The sequence below is a fragment of the Commensalibacter sp. Nvir genome, from assembly GCF_963921845.1.
Taxonomy (GTDB): Bacteria; Pseudomonadota; Alphaproteobacteria; order Acetobacterales; family Acetobacteraceae; genus Commensalibacter.
On the sequence record NZ_CAWUGZ010000031.1, the window covers coordinates 1 to 19,407 of the forward strand.

The window sequence follows — 19,407 nt, forward strand, 5'->3', positions numbered from 1 at the left end:
AACAAAAGCAATACGCTTAAGCGGATAAAGTTTCTCCGTTATGTCTAACCCCCTCTTAACAAGCAGGGGTCTTATTGAATATCATGTATCAATTTTAATTTATTTTCACTGTTTACAAGCACATATCTGTAAGGTTCTAAATTATATTTCTATCCATGCAGTGCCGTTCAACCAGTAAGCCTTTTTAGCGATTTTATCATACGGCTGTACACCTACTTTTAACGTTTTGGTGTCTACATTGGCTTTTTAATTCACTTTAACGTAGGATAGAGAGGAAGAAGCAACCGTGAGATCAGCCCATTTTACTCCATTCCACCCCGTTAGTAAGTTTATTGTCTTGTTATAGGTAAAAACTCCAGTCAACAAAAAAATCCCCCTAATTAAAACTCGATTTTAGTAAGGCCGTAAATAATGAATTGGATAACCAATTAAATTTGACCTTTGATCAACATGGAATTTACCGAGGTTCTAAATACTTTATCTAAAAAAATTGCTAAAAAGTGGATGCATAGGGTCTACGATAAAAAAGACTATCCTTTCCGTTTATAATGGTATTAATTTTTACACAATTGAAAGTTTCTAAATGTATTTCTAGCTATTAATGTTTAAAACAACACTTTATAAACTCATTTATACTGGAAAATAAACTAAAATTGGCGCCTTTATTTGTTAATAAGCTTATTTTTGCCCTTAAAATTTGTACTCGGATTTAAAAACCAAAAAAACTATTCACTGTCCTTGTGTTTGGCAATACCCATACGTTGATTGATTTAACAATAGGATAGAATTGTTTTAATCAAATAACTTTTAATTAAAATTAATGAGAAACTATATTTTTTTCTGAAAAAAAACCAATTTTGCTGGCTCGTTTATACCCACTATCTCATCTCTCAATAGCTGAAAAATTCAATTATCATTTTGACAAATAATTTCTATTCATGATCACTTTTGCCTATCTGCTTAATATTATGAAATTCTACTTCTTTATGGGCTTCTATTGCACGATTCATCATAAATTCAGACGTTGCTAAAAACACAGGATCATTATCAATATCGTCTGCAACGGCAGAACGATTAGAAATTACAAATTTCTCAATACAATTCTTGTCACCCTGTAACCAGCGAACTTGTGAATAAGAAATTCCATCATACGAAATGTCGACGCCATATTCGTGCTTTAATCTTGTTTGCAAAACATCCAACTGTAAGACACCTACCACTCCAACAATAGGAGGGGATCCATCATGAGGTTTAAATAATTGTACTACCCCTTCTTCAGCTAATTCGATCAACGCTTGTTTTAATTTTTTAGCCTTCATAGCATCTTTAATGGAAACTCTTCTAAGTATTTCTGGTGAAAAATAAGGAACTCCTGTGAATTGTATCTCTTCTCCTTCTGTTAAAGTATCTCCAATTCTAAGGGTACCATGGTTAGGTATCCCTACTACGTCCCCTGCATAGGCAGTTTCAACCATCTGTCTATCTCTTGCAAAGAAAAATTGTGGCGTGTGTAAAGCAAAAACTTTACCCGTACGGGTATGTTTAAGCTTCATGCCTCTTTCCAGCTTACCCGAACAAACGCGAGCAAAAGCAATTCTATCCCTATGATTAGGATCCATATTCGCTTGTATTTTAAAAACAAGGGCCGTCACTGCTGGTTCGTTTGCTTTCACTTCCCGCTCACGACTAGTTTGACTTCTTGGGCTGGGGGCAAAATCAACTAAAGCATCCAACAAATCAATAACCCCTAATTCTTTAATTGCACTACCAAAGAAGACAGGGGTCAAAAATCCAGCGTTAAATCCCTCTGCATCAAACTGCTGCAAAGCCATATTTACCAACTCAATTTCTTCTTTGAATAGCGTCAAACGTTCATCGTCTTCCGGAGGTTTTTCTTTAAGATTAAAACGTTGTTTTCTTATATCATATGTCCCCAAAAATTGTGCAGCTCTACCTACAGGCCAAGTTAAAGGTACCGTTTCTAACGCTAAGGTTGAAGCGACCTCATCAAGCAACTCAAAAGGATCCTGTGCCTCTCTATCCATTTTATTGATGAACGTGACAATAGGAATATCTCTTAAACGACAAATTTCAAATAATTTGAGCGTCCTTGCCTCAATCCCCTTAGCCGCGTCAATTACCATAACGGCTGAATCCACAGCCGTCAGTGTTCGATAAGTATCTTCAGAGAAATCTTCATGACCCGGTGTATCCAGTAAATTGAAAATACACCCCCCATATTCAAACGTCATGACAGATGTTACTACAGAAATCCCCCTGTCTTTTTCAATATTCATCCAATCTGAACGGGTTCGTCTTTGTTCACGTTTTGCACGAACATTTCCTGCCATTTGAATGGCGCCCCCTGCGTGTAAAATACGTTCTGTTAGCGTTGTCTTACCCGCATCAGGATGGGAAATAATCGCAAAGGTTCGACGTCTCGATATTTCATTTTCTAATGATTGTTGGGGGGTTGACATGAAAATATGCTCAATTACTGAATAATGTAGACAAATAAAAACCGAGCGTGAGTTACCCGCTCGGTGAAACAAATAGAATTAAAAAAAATTATCGAGAATAAAACTCGACAACCAAATTAGGCTCCATTGTGACGGGATAAGGCACGTCGTTTAATTTAGGCGCACGCACAAAACTGCCTTTCATTTGCCGATGATCCACCTGAAGGTATTCGGGAACGTCACGCTCTTTGCTTTGAACTGCATCCAAAACAATGGCCAGTTGCTTAGATTTTTCTCTTACTTCGATGACATCATTATCTTTTAGAGAGTAAGATGGAATATTAACTTTTTTACCGTTAACCAAAATATGCCCATGATTAACGAATTGACGGGACGCAAAAGGGGTCGCTGCAAATTTCAACCGGTATACAACAGCATCCAAGCGACGTTCTAACAAATCAATCAAATTTTCAGAAGTATCTCCTTTACGACGCGATGCCTCAGCATAATAAAGGCGAAATTGTTTTTCACTAATATTTCCGTAATATCCTTTCAGCTTTTGCTTTGCCATCAATTGTACACCAAAATCTGAAGGTTTGGAACGACGACGCTGGCCATGTTGACCTGGACCGTATTCACGCTTATTAACAGGTGACTTTGCTCGTCCCCATAAATTTACACCTAGTCTTCGATTAATCTTATATTTACTTTGTAAACGTTTGCTCATACGTTAAATCAGCTTTCTATATATTCGATTCGTATTAAAGAGGTTGACAACACGAATGCTTATTGTACTGGTAGTTCCAATAATTCAGACGGATTAATTTCACCAATGTAAAGCAAACCTCTCTTTAAACTTCTGCAACATTGAAAAATAATCTCTTTCCCAGCAATAGGTGCGATATAACTAAAATAGCGCAAAAAGTCAAATATTCCTTTCATTCTAAATCTATTAAAAAAAATCAAATTAAAATCGTATTTTTAATTAAAACCGAAAAGATAAACTACTGCTTGGTAATAAAAATAGCTAATTGACCTTTATATTAATGATGAACGATTGACATCAAACCAATCATTTCTATTTGCTCACTAACCTTAATTATCCTAAATTATACATCTATAAGACTTTAATTGAGATAATTCCAAATAACTATTGAGGAGTATTTCTATGAATTTCTTAGAAAGTAAATGGAAGTGGTTCATCGCACTGGGTGTCATTTTCCTATTATTGGGTTGTTTAGCCCTGATTGACACCGCTATCGTAACCATTGCAAGTGTAATTTTGTTAGGAGTTGTATTAACTGTGGCGGGTCTAGCACAAATTATCCATGCATTTTACTTAAAAGGATGGGAAAGTTTTTTTATTTCTGCTTTGGCAGGTATTATCTACTTAGTTGGTGGGGTTTTGCTTATAAGTGAACCCATTGCAGGTTCAATTGCTTTGACATTATTTATTGCCATCTGCTTTTTTTTAGGAGGTATATCGCGAATAATCATTGCTATGAAACAAAAAAATAGTGGTGGTTTTGCAATTTTACTTCTTAGTGGAATATTGAGCGTGGCCCTAGGAATTATTCTCTTTATTGAACCCACAAGTGGTCTATGGTTTATAGGGTTCATGATTGCTATTGACTTAATCCTCATCGGCATGGGATGGATTCATATGGGTTTATTTTTAAAAAAGAAAACCCTTTAAGTTTCTTGTTTGCCTACTGGCCCTCTTACCAACTCAGAAACTATACCATGCAGGGTTCGTAACTCTTGGTCTGTAACCTCAGCTCGTTGAAAAAAATGCCATAAATTTCTAATCATTCCCGGTCTTTTTTGTTGGTTTCTAAGAAAACCACAATAATCTAGTTCTTTAACCAAATGCCCCATAAAATTTTCAAGCTCTGACTTGGTCGCAACATGAGTGGCATGGGTTTGCAATTGTTTTTGCGGTGTTTGCTCCGAAGCCATCCACCATTCATAAGCCATAATCATGACAGCTTGAGCAAGATTCAAAGACATAAAACGAGGGTCAAGCGGATAGCGTATCCAATAATCCGCTCTTGTAAAGTCATGATTTTCCAGCCCCGTACGTTCAGGACCAAAAAGAATACCCACTTTCAAAGAACGATTTGTCATACAACGCATTTCCAAAGCACCTCCTCTCGCAGTAAGCAAAGGTTTTATAATATGCCTTGGACGAGGACACGTAGCAAATACATGATGAAGATCCGATACCGCTTCATCCACTGTGTCAAATATTTCAGCGTGATCAAGCAATTGATCCGCACCAGACGCAGAACGCCACGCAATGGATTGAGGCCATCCATCCCTAGGAGATACTAACCGAAGATGAAAAAGACCTCCATTAGCCATTGCACGTGCGACCGCCCCTACATTTTCAGCAAGTTGAGGTCGAACTAAAATCACAACAGGCGTGTTTCCAACAGGGGCCAAATCGGCCCCGCCATCACGACCTGTCATTCTTGTCTCCATGTCGTTCCTTCGGAGCTATCCTCTAAAACAATTCCCTGTTCTTTCAATTTATTTCTTATTTGATCCGCTTTAATAAAATTTTTCTCTTGTTTAGCATGATTACGCTCTTGAATCATGGCAACAATTTCCTTTTTATCCGCAAGAGATTGAAACCATTCGTTTGAAGTTTGGTTAAACAAACCAAGAATGCTACCCGATTGTTTAAGCTTTAACGCTGCAAGACGATCTCCTTTTAAGGCTTTATCTGCATATTGATGCATAATCATAATGGCCTTAGGAGTGTTCAAATCTTCACCCATAGCTTCCATAAAATCAGAGGGGAAATATTGATTATTTATAGAAAATTCAGTTAAATTATAAGGTTGAAGCGCTCTATAAAATCGGTCCATAATTTGTTTAGATTCTTGCAAACCTTTTGAAGAAAAATTAGATACTGAGCGATAATGGGCTTGCAAAAGGGAAAAACGAATAACTTCTGGATTATGATTTTCCAAAACTTCCCTAATGGTAAAAAAATTTCCTAACGATTTTGACATTTTTTCACCATCTACCAATAACATGGCATTATGTACCCATATCTTTGCAAACTGACTTCCAGGAAAACAACAAAGACTCTGAGCACATTCATTTTCATGATGAGGAAACAACAAATCATGTCCTCCACCATGTATATCAAAACTTTCTCCTAAATAACGATGCGACATGGCAGAACATTCAATGTGCCAACCAGGCCTTCCTCTTCCCCATGGGCTATCCCACCCCGGTTCATTGTCACTCGAAGGTTTCCAAAGAACAAAATCACCCGGATCTTTTTTATAGCTGGCAACTTCAACTCTTGCTCCCGCTAGGAGCTCCTCAGGGTTTCTGCCCGATAATGAGCCGTAATCGCTATAAGAAGCAACTGAAAACAAGACATGTCCATCTGCCTCATATGCATTTCCGTTTTGAATAAGTTGACGAACCATCGTTTGTATATCTTGGATATGGTCAGTAGCTTTGGGCTCAACATCAGGTGGGCATATATAAAGGGCGCGCATGTCTTTATGGAACTCTCGCGTGGTTCTTTCAGTCAAGGAGTGAATAGATTCTTTATTTTCGGCTGCTCGTATATTAATTTTATCATCAACGTCAGTAATATTACGAACGTAAGTAACTTTTGGATAGAGTAGGCGCAATACTCTTACCAAAATATCTGCAGTAAGCATCGCGCGTAAATTGCCAATGTGAAGCAAATCGTATACTGTAGGACCACAGAAATAAAGACGAACGTGTAAAGAATCAAGAGGTTTAAAAGGCACAAGTCTGCGTCGTCTGCTATCATATAAAGATAAGGCAAAATTATTCATGTGGGTTTCTCAATTCGTTTCCATGGTCGACAATTTTAGAATTTTGTTCATCTTTAACTTAAAAATATAAGTCTTCTTTTTCAAGATCTAGTGTGCAAAGCAATGGCAATAAATAAAATTAATTTTAGTAAAAATGAATTATTCACAATAATTTATATTGCAACGCCTATTGCTTTTTCACAGCTATGTCAAATGGCAATGGGAGTAACGGATACAATTTTGCTGGGTCACGTAAATACGGACACTTTAGCAATAGGTGGACTAAGTACCAATATTTTTTTCTCAATCTGTATTATTTTCCAATCTGCTTTGAGTTCTGCCGCTATTTTAATTGCACAATTTGTAGGAGCAAATGAACAAAAAAACGTTTCCAAAGTTTATTGGACAACCTACCTTTTTGGTATCATTTTATGTCTACCCTGTTTTTTTGTTCTTTGCCAAACGGCCACCCTTTTACGCTGGACCGGTGAACATAGCGAAGAAATTATTACAAAATCAGAACATTTTATGGGAATACTATTATGGGGTGTACCTCCTCTTCTAGTTGGAACAGGACTTTTGAGGGTAATTCTTCCAGCACTCAACGCTTCAAAACTTTTGTTGTACATTACGCCCATTACTGCACTTATCAACGGTTTTTTAAATGCAGGGTTTATTTACGGTCTTTGGGGGTTTCCCACGATGGGGCTTTACGGTTCTGCATTAGGCACAACCATAACGTTATGGTTGTCAACACTTATATTATTCGCTGTCACGCATAGTAAAAAAGAACTTAAACCTTATCTTCAACCCTTTCGAATTGATCCTTCTTTATTAAAACCTTTAGCACGTCTAGGATTACCCATTTGTGTAAGCTCGGCGGCAGAGATTTTACTTTTTCTCTTTGCTAGTTTTAATGCAACGCAATTTGGAACTTCTTCCTTGGCTGCACATCAAATCGCCATAAGTCTTGCTTCATTTACATTCATGATCCCTTTAGCGATATCTCAAGCAGCTAATGTAAGGGTAAGTTACTGGATAGGTGCCGCAAAACCTTATCGAGCAAGAAAAAGCGGTTTCCTCTCAATTGGGCTTAGTGCCTTAATTATGAGCATTGTTTGTACCGTGGTCTATCTGTTTCCAACATCTATTGTAGATATCTCTTTAAGCAATTCCAATGAAACCAAAACCGTAGAAATAGCAATTGCAATTATTCAAGTGGTGGGACTATTTCAAATTGTTGATGGGATACAAAGTGTAGCTATGGGGGCTTTAAGAGGCTTAAAGGATACTACTATTCCTATGGTATTAGCATTAGTAAGCTATTGGGGAATAGGATATACATTAAGTGTATGGTTTGCCTTCCATTGGCATTGGGGAGTACCAGGTCTATGGATAGGAATGGGGATCGGACTGGCTTTCATAGCTATTTTGGCAACAGGTCGTTTTTATTTATTAACGTTACATCCTAGAAATTTGATATACCATAAATAATTCCTTTACCATATTTTAATATCTATTAATAAATAACTAGGTATAGCAACGAATGTGCAAATAATTTACACTATAACAATTTAATATTTGTTAAAGTACAGCGCTGTAAAACTCTACATGCTATTTAAAATTTAAATGATATATTTACAGATCCATAATTAAAAAGCCCGCCTTTTTGTCCATTAAATTCCTGGGTTTGCCAGGTCTGAGTGTAAGCCAGTTTATAACCTTTAACAATGACTGCTACACCAGCAAGAATTTCACCTACATCCCATTTCTTAGAAACATGCTGAGAATGCGGGTTAATAGGATTACCTTGTAGTGTTGAATTATAGGCTACACCCTGACCATCAACCCCACCAAACACATACCAATTAACCGTCTTAGTCCCAACATAAGCATCCGTGCCATCGTCACCTGGTCCTATACGGGTAGGTCCAAAATCACTATCCAATCCCTGTCCAAATCGCAACAAAGCCCCCAACTGGGCATAAGTTTTATAATCCCCCGCAGCCCCATTTGCAGAAGGTAAAACATCAAAATCAACAGGTCCAGCATGCATTATCCCATATCGCCATGTCCTTCCCATCTGAACCTGGAAGACAGGCATATTGGTCAATTGATTATGCCAACCCAGAATTTTATTGTCTCCTTTGATGCCATGAAAACCGTTTTGCACTTGCCGACCCAATGCCCCGGGTCCCATAAGACCTGCTTGTATGCCGAAAACACTGCGTGTGGTATCCGTATCGCTTATAAGGTTCAAAGTCGATAGAAGCACGCCTGCATAAGGCCTATCGTGCGGTAAACGGTTTACGGTTTGCGTATCTACGGGATTAAACATTAGTTGTTGTAAACCCCAATGTATACGCTGCATGCCATCACCTAATAAAAACCGATTAACATCTGCTATAGGTTTGGGCAGACTATCCGTTCGTGAAGTCCACCCCACTCTTATACCATTCGTATAATATTTGTCGGAAGCACCTTGTAACGTAGAAACAGAAGAGTTTTCAAGCTGAATGGTCAACGTATCAAAAGGATCTTGCTTGGGTGTTGCAAAGGCTAAGTGCGAACACAGAATTCCTCCAACACTCAAAGAAGTTGCAATAAACCAACGATATGTCGAAGGCAAATAATTTTTTAAACCCATATTGTTAAGACCTAAGTATGAATAACGTATACTACATACATAATTTTCATATAAATTTATAATATAATTTTAATCTATACTGGATAAAGATTTAACTTTCTTTTCAAGAATGACTTTGCATGGTGTCTTATTTGCAATAAAGAAGTTATTTAATCAAAAGACTGGAAAATAAAAAATTAAGTAACTTTATACCATAGGGGATCAATTAGACAGTCTTTGATGAATTTTCGATGATTTTCCAACTCTTCACTTGTTGGTACGACATAAATAGGCTTACGCATAGAAGAAGCTGCATACGTTTTACTTGTTTTCTGTATTTGGTGATGTGCTAGCTCCAATCCACGTTGCCTTCCACCCGTTAGCTCAATATAAACTTCCGAAAGTAATTTACAATCCAGCAAAGCATTGTGTGTTTTTCTTTCTGATAAATCAATCGAATATCTTCGACAAAGCGCATCTAAGCTATTAGGCGAAGATGGAAATCTAGCCCGTGCCAATTGCAACGTATCAATCATGCGATCCAAAGACAATTTTTCCCTGTTTAATTTTTCTAATTCCGCATTAACAAACTTAAAATCAAAAGGTGCATTATGGGCAATCAAAGAATCTTGCCCAATAAAACTTAAAAAATTATCCACGATTTCCCTAAACTTTGGTTTATCTTTGAGATCGTCCCAAACAAAACCGTGAACTTTTGTGGCTTCTGCAGGAATATCTCTCTCAGGGTTTATAAGAACGTGATAAAAATTTTCCGTTGGCAAATCATTCATTAATTCTAATGCAGCAATTTCAATTATACGATCGCCTTTATAAGGATCTACTCCCGTCGTTTCTGTATCAAATAAAACGGATCTCTTTAGCATACTAACTTGCCTTCATTATGGATAATAGTCGTTTAACTTGAAAATAAGTGTAGGCTTTGGATAATCCTGTTTGAATAATATAGTCCGCTCGACGACATTTTTCACGATTGGGTAACTGACTTTCGATAAGGACTAACGCCTGTTCCCATGTAATTTTTCCACGTTTAATAATTCTATATTTTTGTATCGCACGAGGAGAATTAACCACGATAACTTTATCACACTCTTTATCAATATTAGTCTCAAATAATAAAGGAATGTCAAGAATACACCATTTTTTATGACGAGCTCGTGCCCGCTTAATAAAATTTTCTCTCTCTTTGGTTACCAAAGGTAATGTAATATTTTCCAAAATTTGTAGATTGTTTTTATCTTTAACAATAAGCTGCCTCAGGCACGTTCTGTCTAGCTTTCCCTCTTTATAAGCCTCTGGAAACGCCTTGCTTAATACACGGGTCACTTTACCATTAGGCTGTTGCAATTGCTTTACGGTATTATCGGCATCAAATACAGGAAATCCATATGCCCGAAAAATAGCAGAAACTGTACTTTTCCCCATGCCCATACTGCCTGTGACGCCAAGAATTTCCATGAATTTACTTTAAACTGTTTGCAATAAATTCAACTGTATTTTCATCAATTTCAGGATACACTCCAAACCAGTGAAAAAACCCCAATCGTGCTTGATACAAGAGCATACCGAGTCCATCAACCGTCAACAAATTGAGGGAACGTGCTTTTTTTAATAAAGGCGTTTCTCGTGGCACGTAAACAATATCGGACACAATTAAACCAGTGGGAGCATGCTCTAAATTAAAATCATAATCATCCATAGAATGCATACCCAATGCAGTTGTGTTAACCATTAAGTCAAATTGATCTAATTGTTTTGGCCAGTCTTGCCAAGAAATAACATTACCTATTTTCATATCGTCAATCAATTGCAAGGCTTTGGACAGGGTACGATTGGAAATACTTACTTGGCATCCTGCTGTATGTAATGCATATAATAACGATCGTGAAGCACCCCCTGCACCTAGAATTAGTACATTTTTTTTAGCTAAGGGTATGTTTCTGGATTTAAGGCTTTCTATATACCCTGCACCATCTGTAGAGGTCCCATAAATTTTACCGTTCTCTTTAAAAACAAGGGTATTAACGGATCTGGTTCGGTGTGCGGCGTCATCCATGTCGTCGCAACATTGAAACGCACATTCTTTATGAGGGATCGTTACGTTGCATCCTTTAAAGCCAGCACGTACTAGACCATTGATAACGACTAAAAAGTCTTGAGGTTTTACAGCCAAAGGAACATAAGCACCATCAATATGATACCGTTTTATCCAAAAATTATGCAACAAAGGGGATCTAGAGTGTGCGATAGGCCAGCCTATAACTGCAGCAATTTTTGCCTTTCCCGTTATCATACTGCCCTAAGTTCTTCATAGGCTGTAAACAATACATTTTTCAATTGATTGCTCCATACTTGTTGTTGTTCCATGGTTTCAATTAAATCTTGTCTAATCTCCAGCTCCAAATAAGGAATAGAAGTTTCCTGGGAATGAAAAGGTATCGTGTAGTCATTCTCATCGCTTAAAGCATAGGGTTTATTATCCCCAATAGGAAAGCTATACTTATTCTTCAAGTGTTTTTTAAAGATAAGAGAAAACTGATTGTTTTTATCATGCAAGACTCCAATATGCCAAGGTCGAGGAACATCATCCTTCATTAATTTTTTAGTAAAACTATGCAGTGAAATTAATAGTGAAGGAAAATTTAACTTTTTCCGTTTTATTAAAATAGATGAAATTGTATGGTGATAAGGGTAGTAAATTTCATTTAATCTTAAAGTTTTTTCTTCTGGCGAGATAGCCATATTCCCAGGAATTTTTTTTCCATCACTTTTTTTAACAATTAAATTTGGATGATCCACACTACGATTACAATCTATAACCAACCGAGAATACGATTGCATAATAAAGCAAGCTTTCAACTCCGAAGAAAGTAACCCCCCAACTTCCCTAATGCCTTTATCTATAGCAATGTGTTCGTTTATATTTTCAAGAGTCAATCCTAAATACTCCAATTTTTTTGGAATCGCATTTCCTGCATGATCACAAACAAATACAAAGGGACTAATCGAGTGTTCGTTTAATACGATTACCGGCTTTGGATCATCCTCTTGCAATAACATTTTTATTTTTCCAACATTGATAATTTTTATTAAATCGTTAAATTTAGTAGGGTCAAGTAACCATTTTAAATAAACTATAATATTGTTTATTCGCTACAATAATATGATCACTAATATTCAAATTAAAAGGATGCGCTAATTTTTGTAACTGCAAAGAAAAACTGGCTTCTTCTTTACGATGCGTCTTCGAAAATTGGTTGTCAGAAATATAACTTACAACAACAAGATTAGTAGAAAAATATTCAATGGATTTTTCTATGATTATCGCAATAGAAGATAACCCTTGATCATAAATAAATTCATCACAAATAAGGCGTTGATCGCCATTTAAAAACAATAATCTTAATATTTTTTTTGATGTTTTTAGATTTAATTTATAATGATCCAAATAAGTCTAGACATTTTTCCAAACCCTAAAATAAGGTCTGTTCATTACATCAGGTAAGGTCAAGCGATAGGTAATTCGATTTATTAAACTGAGCAATTCACCAGTGCGCTCTGGTAATCCCAATACAAAAAAATCTTCTTCGTTTGCCTTCAAAAATTTATCTATAGAACCAAAATAATTTAATATTTTTTTAGCCAATGGTTTTGTATCTTTTCTTGAAATCAAGAGATACAAAACCATTTCAATAAGTTCATATTCTTTAAATTGATGATCGAAATTGATCAACCGCTCCCGCATTCGCTGTCTGTGACCCGTGCCGTCTAAATACTTAAAGGGTTTGCTTCTTACGGGATCTGAAGGTAAAGAAGAAGAATTACTCATATAAATAGTTATCCTAATGTAAGGTATCACCCCTTTTAATGGTACAATATCTTGAAAAACTCAACAACTCTCAAAAACACGCTGTAGAAACTACAGAAGGGCCTGTATTAATATTAGCTGGCGCTGGGACGGGCAAAACCCGAGTATTAACTACGCGTTTCGCACATATATATCTTACAGGGAAGGCACTACCTCATCAAATTTTGGCAGTCACCTTTACCAATAAAGCTTCAAGAGAAATGAGTGAACGCATTGCAAACCTTATCCAAAAACCCGTTGAAGGATTATGGCTAGGAAGCTTTCATCGAATATGTGCAAAAATATTAAGAATACATGCGAATTTTGTAGGGCTTACCTCTAGTTTTTCTATATTGGATACAGATGACCAGCTGAGACTTATTAAACAAATTATTCCCAACTATCCTCTCGATCTTAAAAAAACACCTCCTAAACTGGTGTTAGGAACAATTCAATTTTGGAAGGATAAAGGATTATTACCCTCCGATCTTGAAATGGAAAACCAATTCCGCCGTAATCAAAAAATAATAGTATCCATATACGCTGAGTATCAAAGACGTCTGAAATTAATTAATGCTTGTGACTTTGGTGATCTAATGCTGCATGTCATAACGATATTTAAAAATCATCCCGAAGTACTCAAACGCTATCAAAATAATTTTAAATATATTTTAGTGGACGAATATCAAGATACAAATCTTATTCAATATATATGGCTAAAGCTGATTGCCCAACGTGAGCATCAAACGTCTAATATTTGTTGTGTGGGCGATGATGATCAATCCATCTATTCTTGGAGAGGGGCTGAAATAGAAAATATTTTAAGATTCGAAAAAGATTTTCCTGATGCTGTAATTATTAGGCTTGAAAACAATTATCGTTCCACTTCGAATATATTGGGGGCTGCGTCTGGATTAATACAATATAATTCAAAACGGCTAGGTAAAACATTGCTTGCCGATGAAGCAAAGAAATCTTCAGAAAAAGTTCACCTTTTTTCTGTAAACGATTCCCATGACGAAGCGCGCATAATATGTAATCAAATTATCCAACTACATAAAGAAAACCATCTTTACAAAGATATCGCTATATTGGTTCGAGCTGGGTTTCAAACAAGACCCTTTGAAGAACGAATGATAACGTTAGGTTTGCCCTATAAAATAATAGGTAGCCTTAGATTTTATGAAAGAGCAGAAATTCGAGATGCCGTTGCCTATATAAGAATGGTTGTACAACCCGCGGATAATTTGGCACTGGAACGAATAATAAATGTCCCTAAACGGGGAATAGGAAGCAGTACATTACAGAAATTACACCTTATTTCTCGCGAATTAAATATAACTTTAAGCCAAGCCATAGATCATTCTCTCGAAAAACAATTAGTTAAAGGTAAAGTTCACGAAGAACTTTCAAAATTAATGAATTGCTTGGTTGTAACACGAAATCAAATAGAAAAAATTGGACATGTGAATGCTATTGATCAATTATTAGAACTAAGCGGTTATATTGATATGTGGAAAAATGATTCATCCCCTGATTCAATTGGGCGTCTGGAAAATTTAAAAGAATTAATACACGCTTTAGCCGATTTTCATTCCTTAGAAGAATTTTTAGAACATATATCGCTTATTATGGATAATGATGATTCAACAAGCGATAATAAAATTACCCTTATGACCCTGCACGCTGCAAAAGGTTTAGAATTCGAAACTGTCTTTCTTCCGGGATGGGAAGAAGGTCTTTTCCCATCGCAGAGAACTCTTGATGAAAATGGTAATTTGGGTTTAGAGGAAGAAAGACGCCTAGCTTATGTTGGCATTACACGTGCAAAGAAAAAACTTTTCATTTCTCACGCCAATACGCGTCTTATTTATGGTAATTGGCAATCCTCTATACCCAGTCGTTTTATTGAAGAATTACCTGAACAATATATTGATAAAACTATTTTACATAAAGAGAAATATGCCCAGCAAAATTATCTATACGGTGCATCACAGACAAAAAAGTCCAAAAAAACCAATAGTATTCCATCAAACATCCGCAACAATAGTCTTCAAAATAAACCAACATCCAATAAGACAAATATTGTCATAGGAAGTCGAGTATTCCATCAAAAATTTGGCTATGGTATTGTTTTAAATAAAGAACAAAATAAACTTGAAATTCAATTTGAGCAATCAGGAATCAAACACATTATGGATAATTTTGTAAACTTAAAATGAAAACAAAAAAATTATATAAAAAGCATACGACAGGTTTAGAAACCCTCAGCGTAGAAGTCCCAGAAAAGAATATTGAATTGTTTGAACAGGCTTTAGCAACAGTTTGTCCTACCGTGGGTATTTTTGAAAACGAAATCACCCCTGAGTTTTGGCGTGTCGAAGGTATTAAAAACATAGGTCAGAACGAGGAAACACTTCAATCGACTTTAACATTGGCGAATACACTTTCTGGACTTAATTTAAGTTTACAACGACATGTTACAGAAGCAGATGGCTGGCTTGCAAGAACGTGTGAAGCTTTTCCTGAACAAGAAATAGGCAATCGTTTCCTTATAAGAGGCACTCATATAAAAGATTCTAAGCCTACTTATAAAATTGTAATAACTTTAGACGCTGGCGTTGCTTTTGGTTCTGGAGACCATGAATCTACCCAAGGTTGTCTCAACGCACTAGAAAAAATAGCTTATGTTAAACCAAAAAAAATCCTTGATTTAGGTTGCGGGTCTGGAATTTTAGCCATGGCAGCTTTCAAACTTTTAAAAAGAAAAGTTCTAGCCATTGATAACGATACATGGTCTGTTAAAACGGCTCAGAATAATCTAAAACGAAACGCTTTACACCCTTTCATAACCTGTAAATGTGGCAACGGATGGTTATCTCCTTACATTCGTCAGCAAGCCCCTTTTGATCTTGTTTTCGCTAATATTTTAGCTCTCCCCCTCTGCAAAATGGCTAAGGATTTAGCAAAACATATGGCACCAAAAGGAAATGTGATTTTATCCGGGCTGCTTGCCTCTCAAATTCCTATGGTTTTAAAAGCACATCAACGTCAAGGATTCATCTTAAAACATAAAATTATTTTAAATAATTGGGCGACATTAGTGCTCACAAAGGCAAAACTAAAATGATACAAATACAAAAAGCAACCCTATCTGATTTGGAAAGTATTTTACATCTTACCAATCAAGAAATCGTTAATGGGACTGCTTTTTGGATGACTACACCAAGATCCTATCAAGAACAAATGACTTGGTTTACCGCATGTCAAAAAGCAAATCTACCTATATTGATTGCTCGAAACCAAAATCAAAACGTCTTAGGTTATGCAAGTTATGGTCCATTTAGAGCCTATGATGGGTATAAACATACTGTCGAACACTCTTTATACATTGACCCAAGTGCGCAAAGACAAGGCATTGGCAAACGTTTGCTTGAAAAATTAATGCACTGTGCCAAAGCTAATCAAGTTCATGTCATGGTGGCGTGTATTGCTGAAAATAATATTGCGTCAATAAAATTACATGAAGGGCTGGATTTTAAGGTTGCAGGCGTCCTCCCCGAGATAGGAATTAAATTTAATAAATGGTTAAATCTTCTATTTATGTATAAAATTCTTACACCTAATGATAGTTTATAAAATTCAATTATGTACAACGGTCTGGATCATAAAGTGAATAGAGATAAGATCGAGAAAATAAGGCATTTTCTTGTTCAACAAGAACTTGATGGATTTGTTATTAAACGCGGTGATGAGTATTTAAATGAATATGTTGCGCCTTATGCTGAACGATTAGCATGGTTAACCGGTTTTACTGGAAGTGCTGGATTAGCCATATTACTACAAAGTAAAGGGGCTGTTTTTTCCGATGGCAGATATATTCTACCAATGTCAAAACAACTTGATCCCCAGATTTGGCAATGCTTTCACAACACAAAACATCCCCCTAAAATTTGGCTTCTTAAACAATTCGAACGAACGGTAAAATTGGGATATGACCCTAAGCTCATGAGCGTGAAAGATATTAACGCATTATCAGATAAAAAAATTAATCTGATACCGTTAAAAATAAATCCTATTGACCAATTTTGGCTCGATAAACCCAAGCCTCCGTCGCATCCCATTCTCTCTCATTCTGAAGCATTCACTGGCCAAACGTCAGAAGAAAAATTAAAACTTATACGCGAAAATCTTAAGAGCCATCACGACGACGCCTATATTTTATGTGATCCCACCTCTGTCAGTTGGTTACTGAATATCAGAGGTTCAGACGTTCCTTACACACCTATTCCACTGGTATACGCTATAATTAATCAAAAAAATGTTTTTTTATACGCTGAGAAGCAACAATACACCAAAAAAATTAGACAATTTTTAAACCAAAATGTCATTTTTAGACAGCACCAACAACTTGAACAAGATATTACATCCTTTAAAAAAGGCTCTAAAGTTGGTTATGATCTTTCGCAAACTTCCGTTTGGTTCAAACAATTACTTGAAGAACAAAAAATAGTTTCTCATCCAAGGCCCAATCCTTGCTTACTTCTGAAAGCAAAAAAAAACAACGTAGAACAAGAAGGTGCTCGCACTTCGCACCGAAGAGATGCTTTGGCGTTATGCCGTTTTTTTTACTGGCTTGAAAAGCAAGGACAAGGATGTACCGAAAACGATTTAGCACAAAAATTAATAGTGTTTCGGAAAGAAATAAGTCAATCTTATTATAAAGAAGAAAGTTTCCCTGCCATAGTAGCGGTGGGCAAAAACGCTGCTATTATACACTATCAGCCTTCGAAAAAAACCGCGTCTACCTTAACCCATAATAACATTTTTCTAATAGATAGTGGCGGACAATACTGCGATGGTACAACCGATGTTACTCGAACCCTCTGGTATGGTCCTTCCCCTCCTCCTCCCCCACTTGTAAAAGCATCGACGCTTGTATTAAAAGGCCACATAGCGCTTGCAAAAGCAATATTTCCTAAAGGAACAATCGGAAGTCAATTGGATTCCATTGCGAGATACTCCCTATGGCAAAATGGATTAAATTACGACCATGGTACGGGACACGGCGTTGGAAGCTTTTTGTCCGTCCATGAAGGGCCCTGCGGTATTTCAACGAGTTGTAATGTTCCCCTTGAAGAAGGAATGATTCTTTCGAATGAGCCAGGTTACTATTTGCCAGGTCAATTTGGTATTCGACATGAAAGCCTCTTATTAGTAGTCAAATCAGCTTATGAAAATTACTTGATGTTTGAGCCCTTAACGCTTGTACCGTTTGACAAGAAAATTATCGATAAAAATTTATTAACTGAAGAGGAAAATAGATGGCTGACTACTTATCACCAACGCATCTATGAAACGCTTTCACCTATGCTTTCCTCAGCTGAGCAATTATGGCTAAAAAAATGTTGCTCTCCCTTCATTTAATTTTTTGCACATTATACTATTGTTTCGTCGCTTAAGAATAAAGGATTCCGCATGAACACCACCTCCTCATTAATTCCAGTTACCTTGATACCGGGGGATGGTATAGGCCCAGAAATTATGGCTGCTACTTTGAAAATTTTGGAAACTATTCATGCCCCTTTTCAATGGGATAAACAATTAGCAGGAATGGCCGGAGTTGAATGTTCCAACAATCCATTACCAGCCCAGACACTAGAAAGTATACACAAAACAGGCCTTGTTTTAAAAGGACCTCTCACCACTCCTATAGGTAAAGGATATCGCTCAGTTAACGTAACTTTACGTAAAGAATTTCAACTCTATGCGAACGTTAGACCTGTAAAAATGCTTATTCCAGGTGGACGATTTGAAAATGTTGATATTGTGTTAGTAAGAGAAAATCTTGAAGGCTTTTACGCTGCGATGGAAAATATCTTTCCCGTTGAACAAGATACAAAAGCCATAGCAACATGTACAGGGTACACATCTAGAACGGAATGCCACCGAATTGTTAAATATGCATTTGATTATGCTGTAGCGAACAATCGTAAAAAAGTTACACTTGTACATAAGGCTAATATACTAAAAGAATTATGCGGATTATTTTTAGAAGAAGGCAGAAAAGTTGCTAAAGAATACCAAGATAAAATTTATTACGAAGAACGTATTGTTGATGTCTGTGCTATGGAATTGGTATTAATCCCTGAAACGTACGATGTAATCGTAACGACAAATTTATTTGGCGATATCCTTTCGGATCTAGCATCTGGGTTAATTGGTGGACTAGGATTAGCGCCAGGAATTAATATTGGTAATAAAACTGTAATGTTTGAAGCGGTCCACGGCTCAGCCCCCGATATTGCAGGGAAAAACTGCGCGAATCCACTCGCTATTCTAAAAGCTTCTGCTCTAATGCTTCAATATGTTAACAGAGATGATCTTTCGGATAGAATTAACAAAGCGATACATCAAGTCGTTATTAAAAACAATATCCGCACACGAGATTTAGGAGGAAACACCAGCACTTCAGAGTTAACAGAAGCCCTTATACAAGCTGTACAATAAACTTTTTTTTAGATTTGCTAAATTGATGGTTTTTTATGCTACGTTAACATTCAGTCTAATCAATAATACATCACATTTAATGCAATAAGGAGTTTTAAAATGACCATGAATTTAACGAAAATATGGCGTTGTTTGGTG

General features: G+C 36.5%; 18 protein-coding genes. 7 read left to right on the plus strand and 11 right to left on the minus strand.

Annotation, left to right across the window (positions count from 1 at the left end; genetic code table 11):
- Positions 1–932: 932 nt before the first annotated feature.
- Together AABE15_RS02350 and rpsD are read right to left on the minus strand one after the other, a co-directional pair.
- Entirely contained in the window at positions 933–2,480 is a 1,548-nt protein-coding gene (locus AABE15_RS02350) for a peptide chain release factor 3 (RefSeq protein ID WP_338329677.1), read from the minus strand.
- 88 nt (positions 2,481–2,568) lie between these two features.
- The gene (gene rpsD / locus AABE15_RS02355) at positions 2,569–3,186 is read right to left on the minus strand and encodes a 30S ribosomal protein S4 (RefSeq protein WP_338329678.1); all 618 of its coding nucleotides are present in this window, start codon (positions 3,184–3,186) and stop codon (positions 2,569–2,571) included.
- 441 nt (positions 3,187–3,627) lie between these two features.
- Here rpsD and AABE15_RS02360 point away from each other — a divergent pair, with 441 nt between their 5' ends.
- A complete protein-coding gene (locus AABE15_RS02360) occupies positions 3,628–4,155 on the plus strand; it encodes an HdeD family acid-resistance protein (RefSeq protein ID WP_338329679.1) in 528 nt (175 codons plus the stop codon).
- Here the strand turns inward: AABE15_RS02360 and AABE15_RS02365 are convergent.
- Both AABE15_RS02365 and cysS read right to left on the minus strand, forming a co-directional pair.
- Entirely contained in the window at positions 4,152–4,931 is a 780-nt protein-coding gene (locus tag AABE15_RS02365) for an RNA methyltransferase (RefSeq protein WP_338329694.1), read from the minus strand. The two genes, AABE15_RS02360 and AABE15_RS02365, sit on opposite strands and share 4 nt — an antisense overlap.
- Positions 4,928–6,289, minus strand: coding sequence for a cysteine--tRNA ligase (gene cysS, locus AABE15_RS02370; RefSeq protein WP_338329680.1), 1,362 nt, complete (start codon positions 6,287–6,289; stop codon positions 4,928–4,930). The genes AABE15_RS02365 and cysS overlap by 4 nt, the downstream gene beginning before the upstream one ends.
- A gap of 102 nt (positions 6,290–6,391) precedes the next feature.
- Between cysS and AABE15_RS02375 the strand changes: the two genes are divergently transcribed.
- Positions 6,392–7,762 (plus strand): MATE family efflux transporter, encoded by a 1,371-nt coding sequence (locus tag AABE15_RS02375; protein ID WP_338329681.1) that lies wholly within the window; start codon positions 6,392–6,394, stop codon positions 7,760–7,762.
- A gap of 124 nt (positions 7,763–7,886) precedes the next feature.
- Here AABE15_RS02375 and AABE15_RS02380 read toward each other — a convergent pair whose 3' ends face one another.
- The 7 genes from AABE15_RS02380 to AABE15_RS02410 all read right to left on the minus strand — a co-directional run bounded on the left by AABE15_RS02380 (position 7,887) and on the right by AABE15_RS02410 (position 12,741).
- Positions 7,887–8,915: a lipid A deacylase LpxR family protein gene (locus AABE15_RS02380; RefSeq protein ID WP_338329682.1), complete on the minus strand. Its 1,029-nt coding sequence runs from the start codon at positions 8,913–8,915 to the stop codon at positions 7,887–7,889.
- 176 nt (positions 8,916–9,091) lie between these two features.
- Positions 9,092–9,778 carry a DNA polymerase III subunit epsilon gene (gene dnaQ / locus AABE15_RS02385; protein ID WP_338329683.1) on the minus strand — a complete coding sequence of 229 codons (687 nt, stop codon included), beginning with the start codon at positions 9,776–9,778 and terminating at the stop codon, positions 9,092–9,094.
- A 1-nt stretch (position 9,779) separates the two neighbouring features.
- The gene (gene coaE, locus AABE15_RS02390) at positions 9,780–10,370 is read right to left on the minus strand and encodes a dephospho-CoA kinase (RefSeq protein ID WP_338329684.1); all 591 of its coding nucleotides are present in this window, start codon (positions 10,368–10,370) and stop codon (positions 9,780–9,782) included.
- Between the two features lie 4 nt (positions 10,371–10,374).
- Entirely contained in the window at positions 10,375–11,205 is an 831-nt protein-coding gene (gene aroE, locus AABE15_RS02395) for a shikimate dehydrogenase (protein WP_338329685.1), read from the minus strand.
- Complete coding sequence (locus AABE15_RS02400; RefSeq protein ID WP_338329686.1) at positions 11,202–11,972, minus strand: N-formylglutamate amidohydrolase; 771 nt, start codon at positions 11,970–11,972, stop codon at positions 11,202–11,204. The genes aroE and AABE15_RS02400 overlap by 4 nt, the downstream gene beginning before the upstream one ends.
- A 52-nt stretch (positions 11,973–12,024) precedes the next feature.
- Positions 12,025–12,360 (minus strand): JAB domain-containing protein, encoded by a 336-nt coding sequence (locus AABE15_RS02405; RefSeq protein ID WP_338329687.1) that lies wholly within the window; start codon positions 12,358–12,360, stop codon positions 12,025–12,027.
- A 6-nt stretch (positions 12,361–12,366) separates the two neighbouring features.
- Entirely contained in the window at positions 12,367–12,741 is a 375-nt protein-coding gene (locus AABE15_RS02410; RefSeq protein ID WP_338329688.1) for a hypothetical protein, read from the minus strand.
- A 38-nt stretch (positions 12,742–12,779) separates the two neighbouring features.
- On the opposite strand from AABE15_RS02410, the gene AABE15_RS02415 reads away from it, so the two are divergent.
- The 5 genes from AABE15_RS02415 to AABE15_RS02435 are packed head-to-tail and all read left to right on the plus strand — an operon-like array spanning position 12,780 to position 19,269.
- Positions 12,780–14,981 carry a UvrD-helicase domain-containing protein gene (locus tag AABE15_RS02415; protein ID WP_338329689.1) on the plus strand — a complete coding sequence of 734 codons (2,202 nt, stop codon included), beginning with the start codon at positions 12,780–12,782 and terminating at the stop codon, positions 14,979–14,981.
- A complete protein-coding gene (locus tag AABE15_RS02420) occupies positions 14,978–15,889 on the plus strand; it encodes a 50S ribosomal protein L11 methyltransferase (protein WP_338329690.1) in 912 nt (303 codons plus the stop codon). Before AABE15_RS02415 ends, AABE15_RS02420 begins: the two co-directional genes overlap by 4 nt.
- Positions 15,886–16,398, plus strand: coding sequence for an N-acetyltransferase family protein (locus tag AABE15_RS02425; RefSeq protein ID WP_338329691.1), 513 nt, complete (start codon positions 15,886–15,888; stop codon positions 16,396–16,398). The genes AABE15_RS02420 and AABE15_RS02425 overlap by 4 nt, the downstream gene beginning before the upstream one ends.
- A 33-nt stretch (positions 16,399–16,431) precedes the next feature.
- On the plus strand, positions 16,432–18,186 hold the full coding sequence (locus tag AABE15_RS02430) for an aminopeptidase P family protein (protein ID WP_338329692.1): 1,755 nt from the start codon (positions 16,432–16,434) through the stop codon (positions 18,184–18,186).
- A 51-nt stretch (positions 18,187–18,237) separates the two neighbouring features.
- On the plus strand, positions 18,238–19,269 hold the full coding sequence (locus tag AABE15_RS02435) for an isocitrate/isopropylmalate family dehydrogenase (protein WP_338329693.1): 1,032 nt from the start codon (positions 18,238–18,240) through the stop codon (positions 19,267–19,269).
- Positions 19,270–19,407 lie beyond the last annotated feature (138 nt).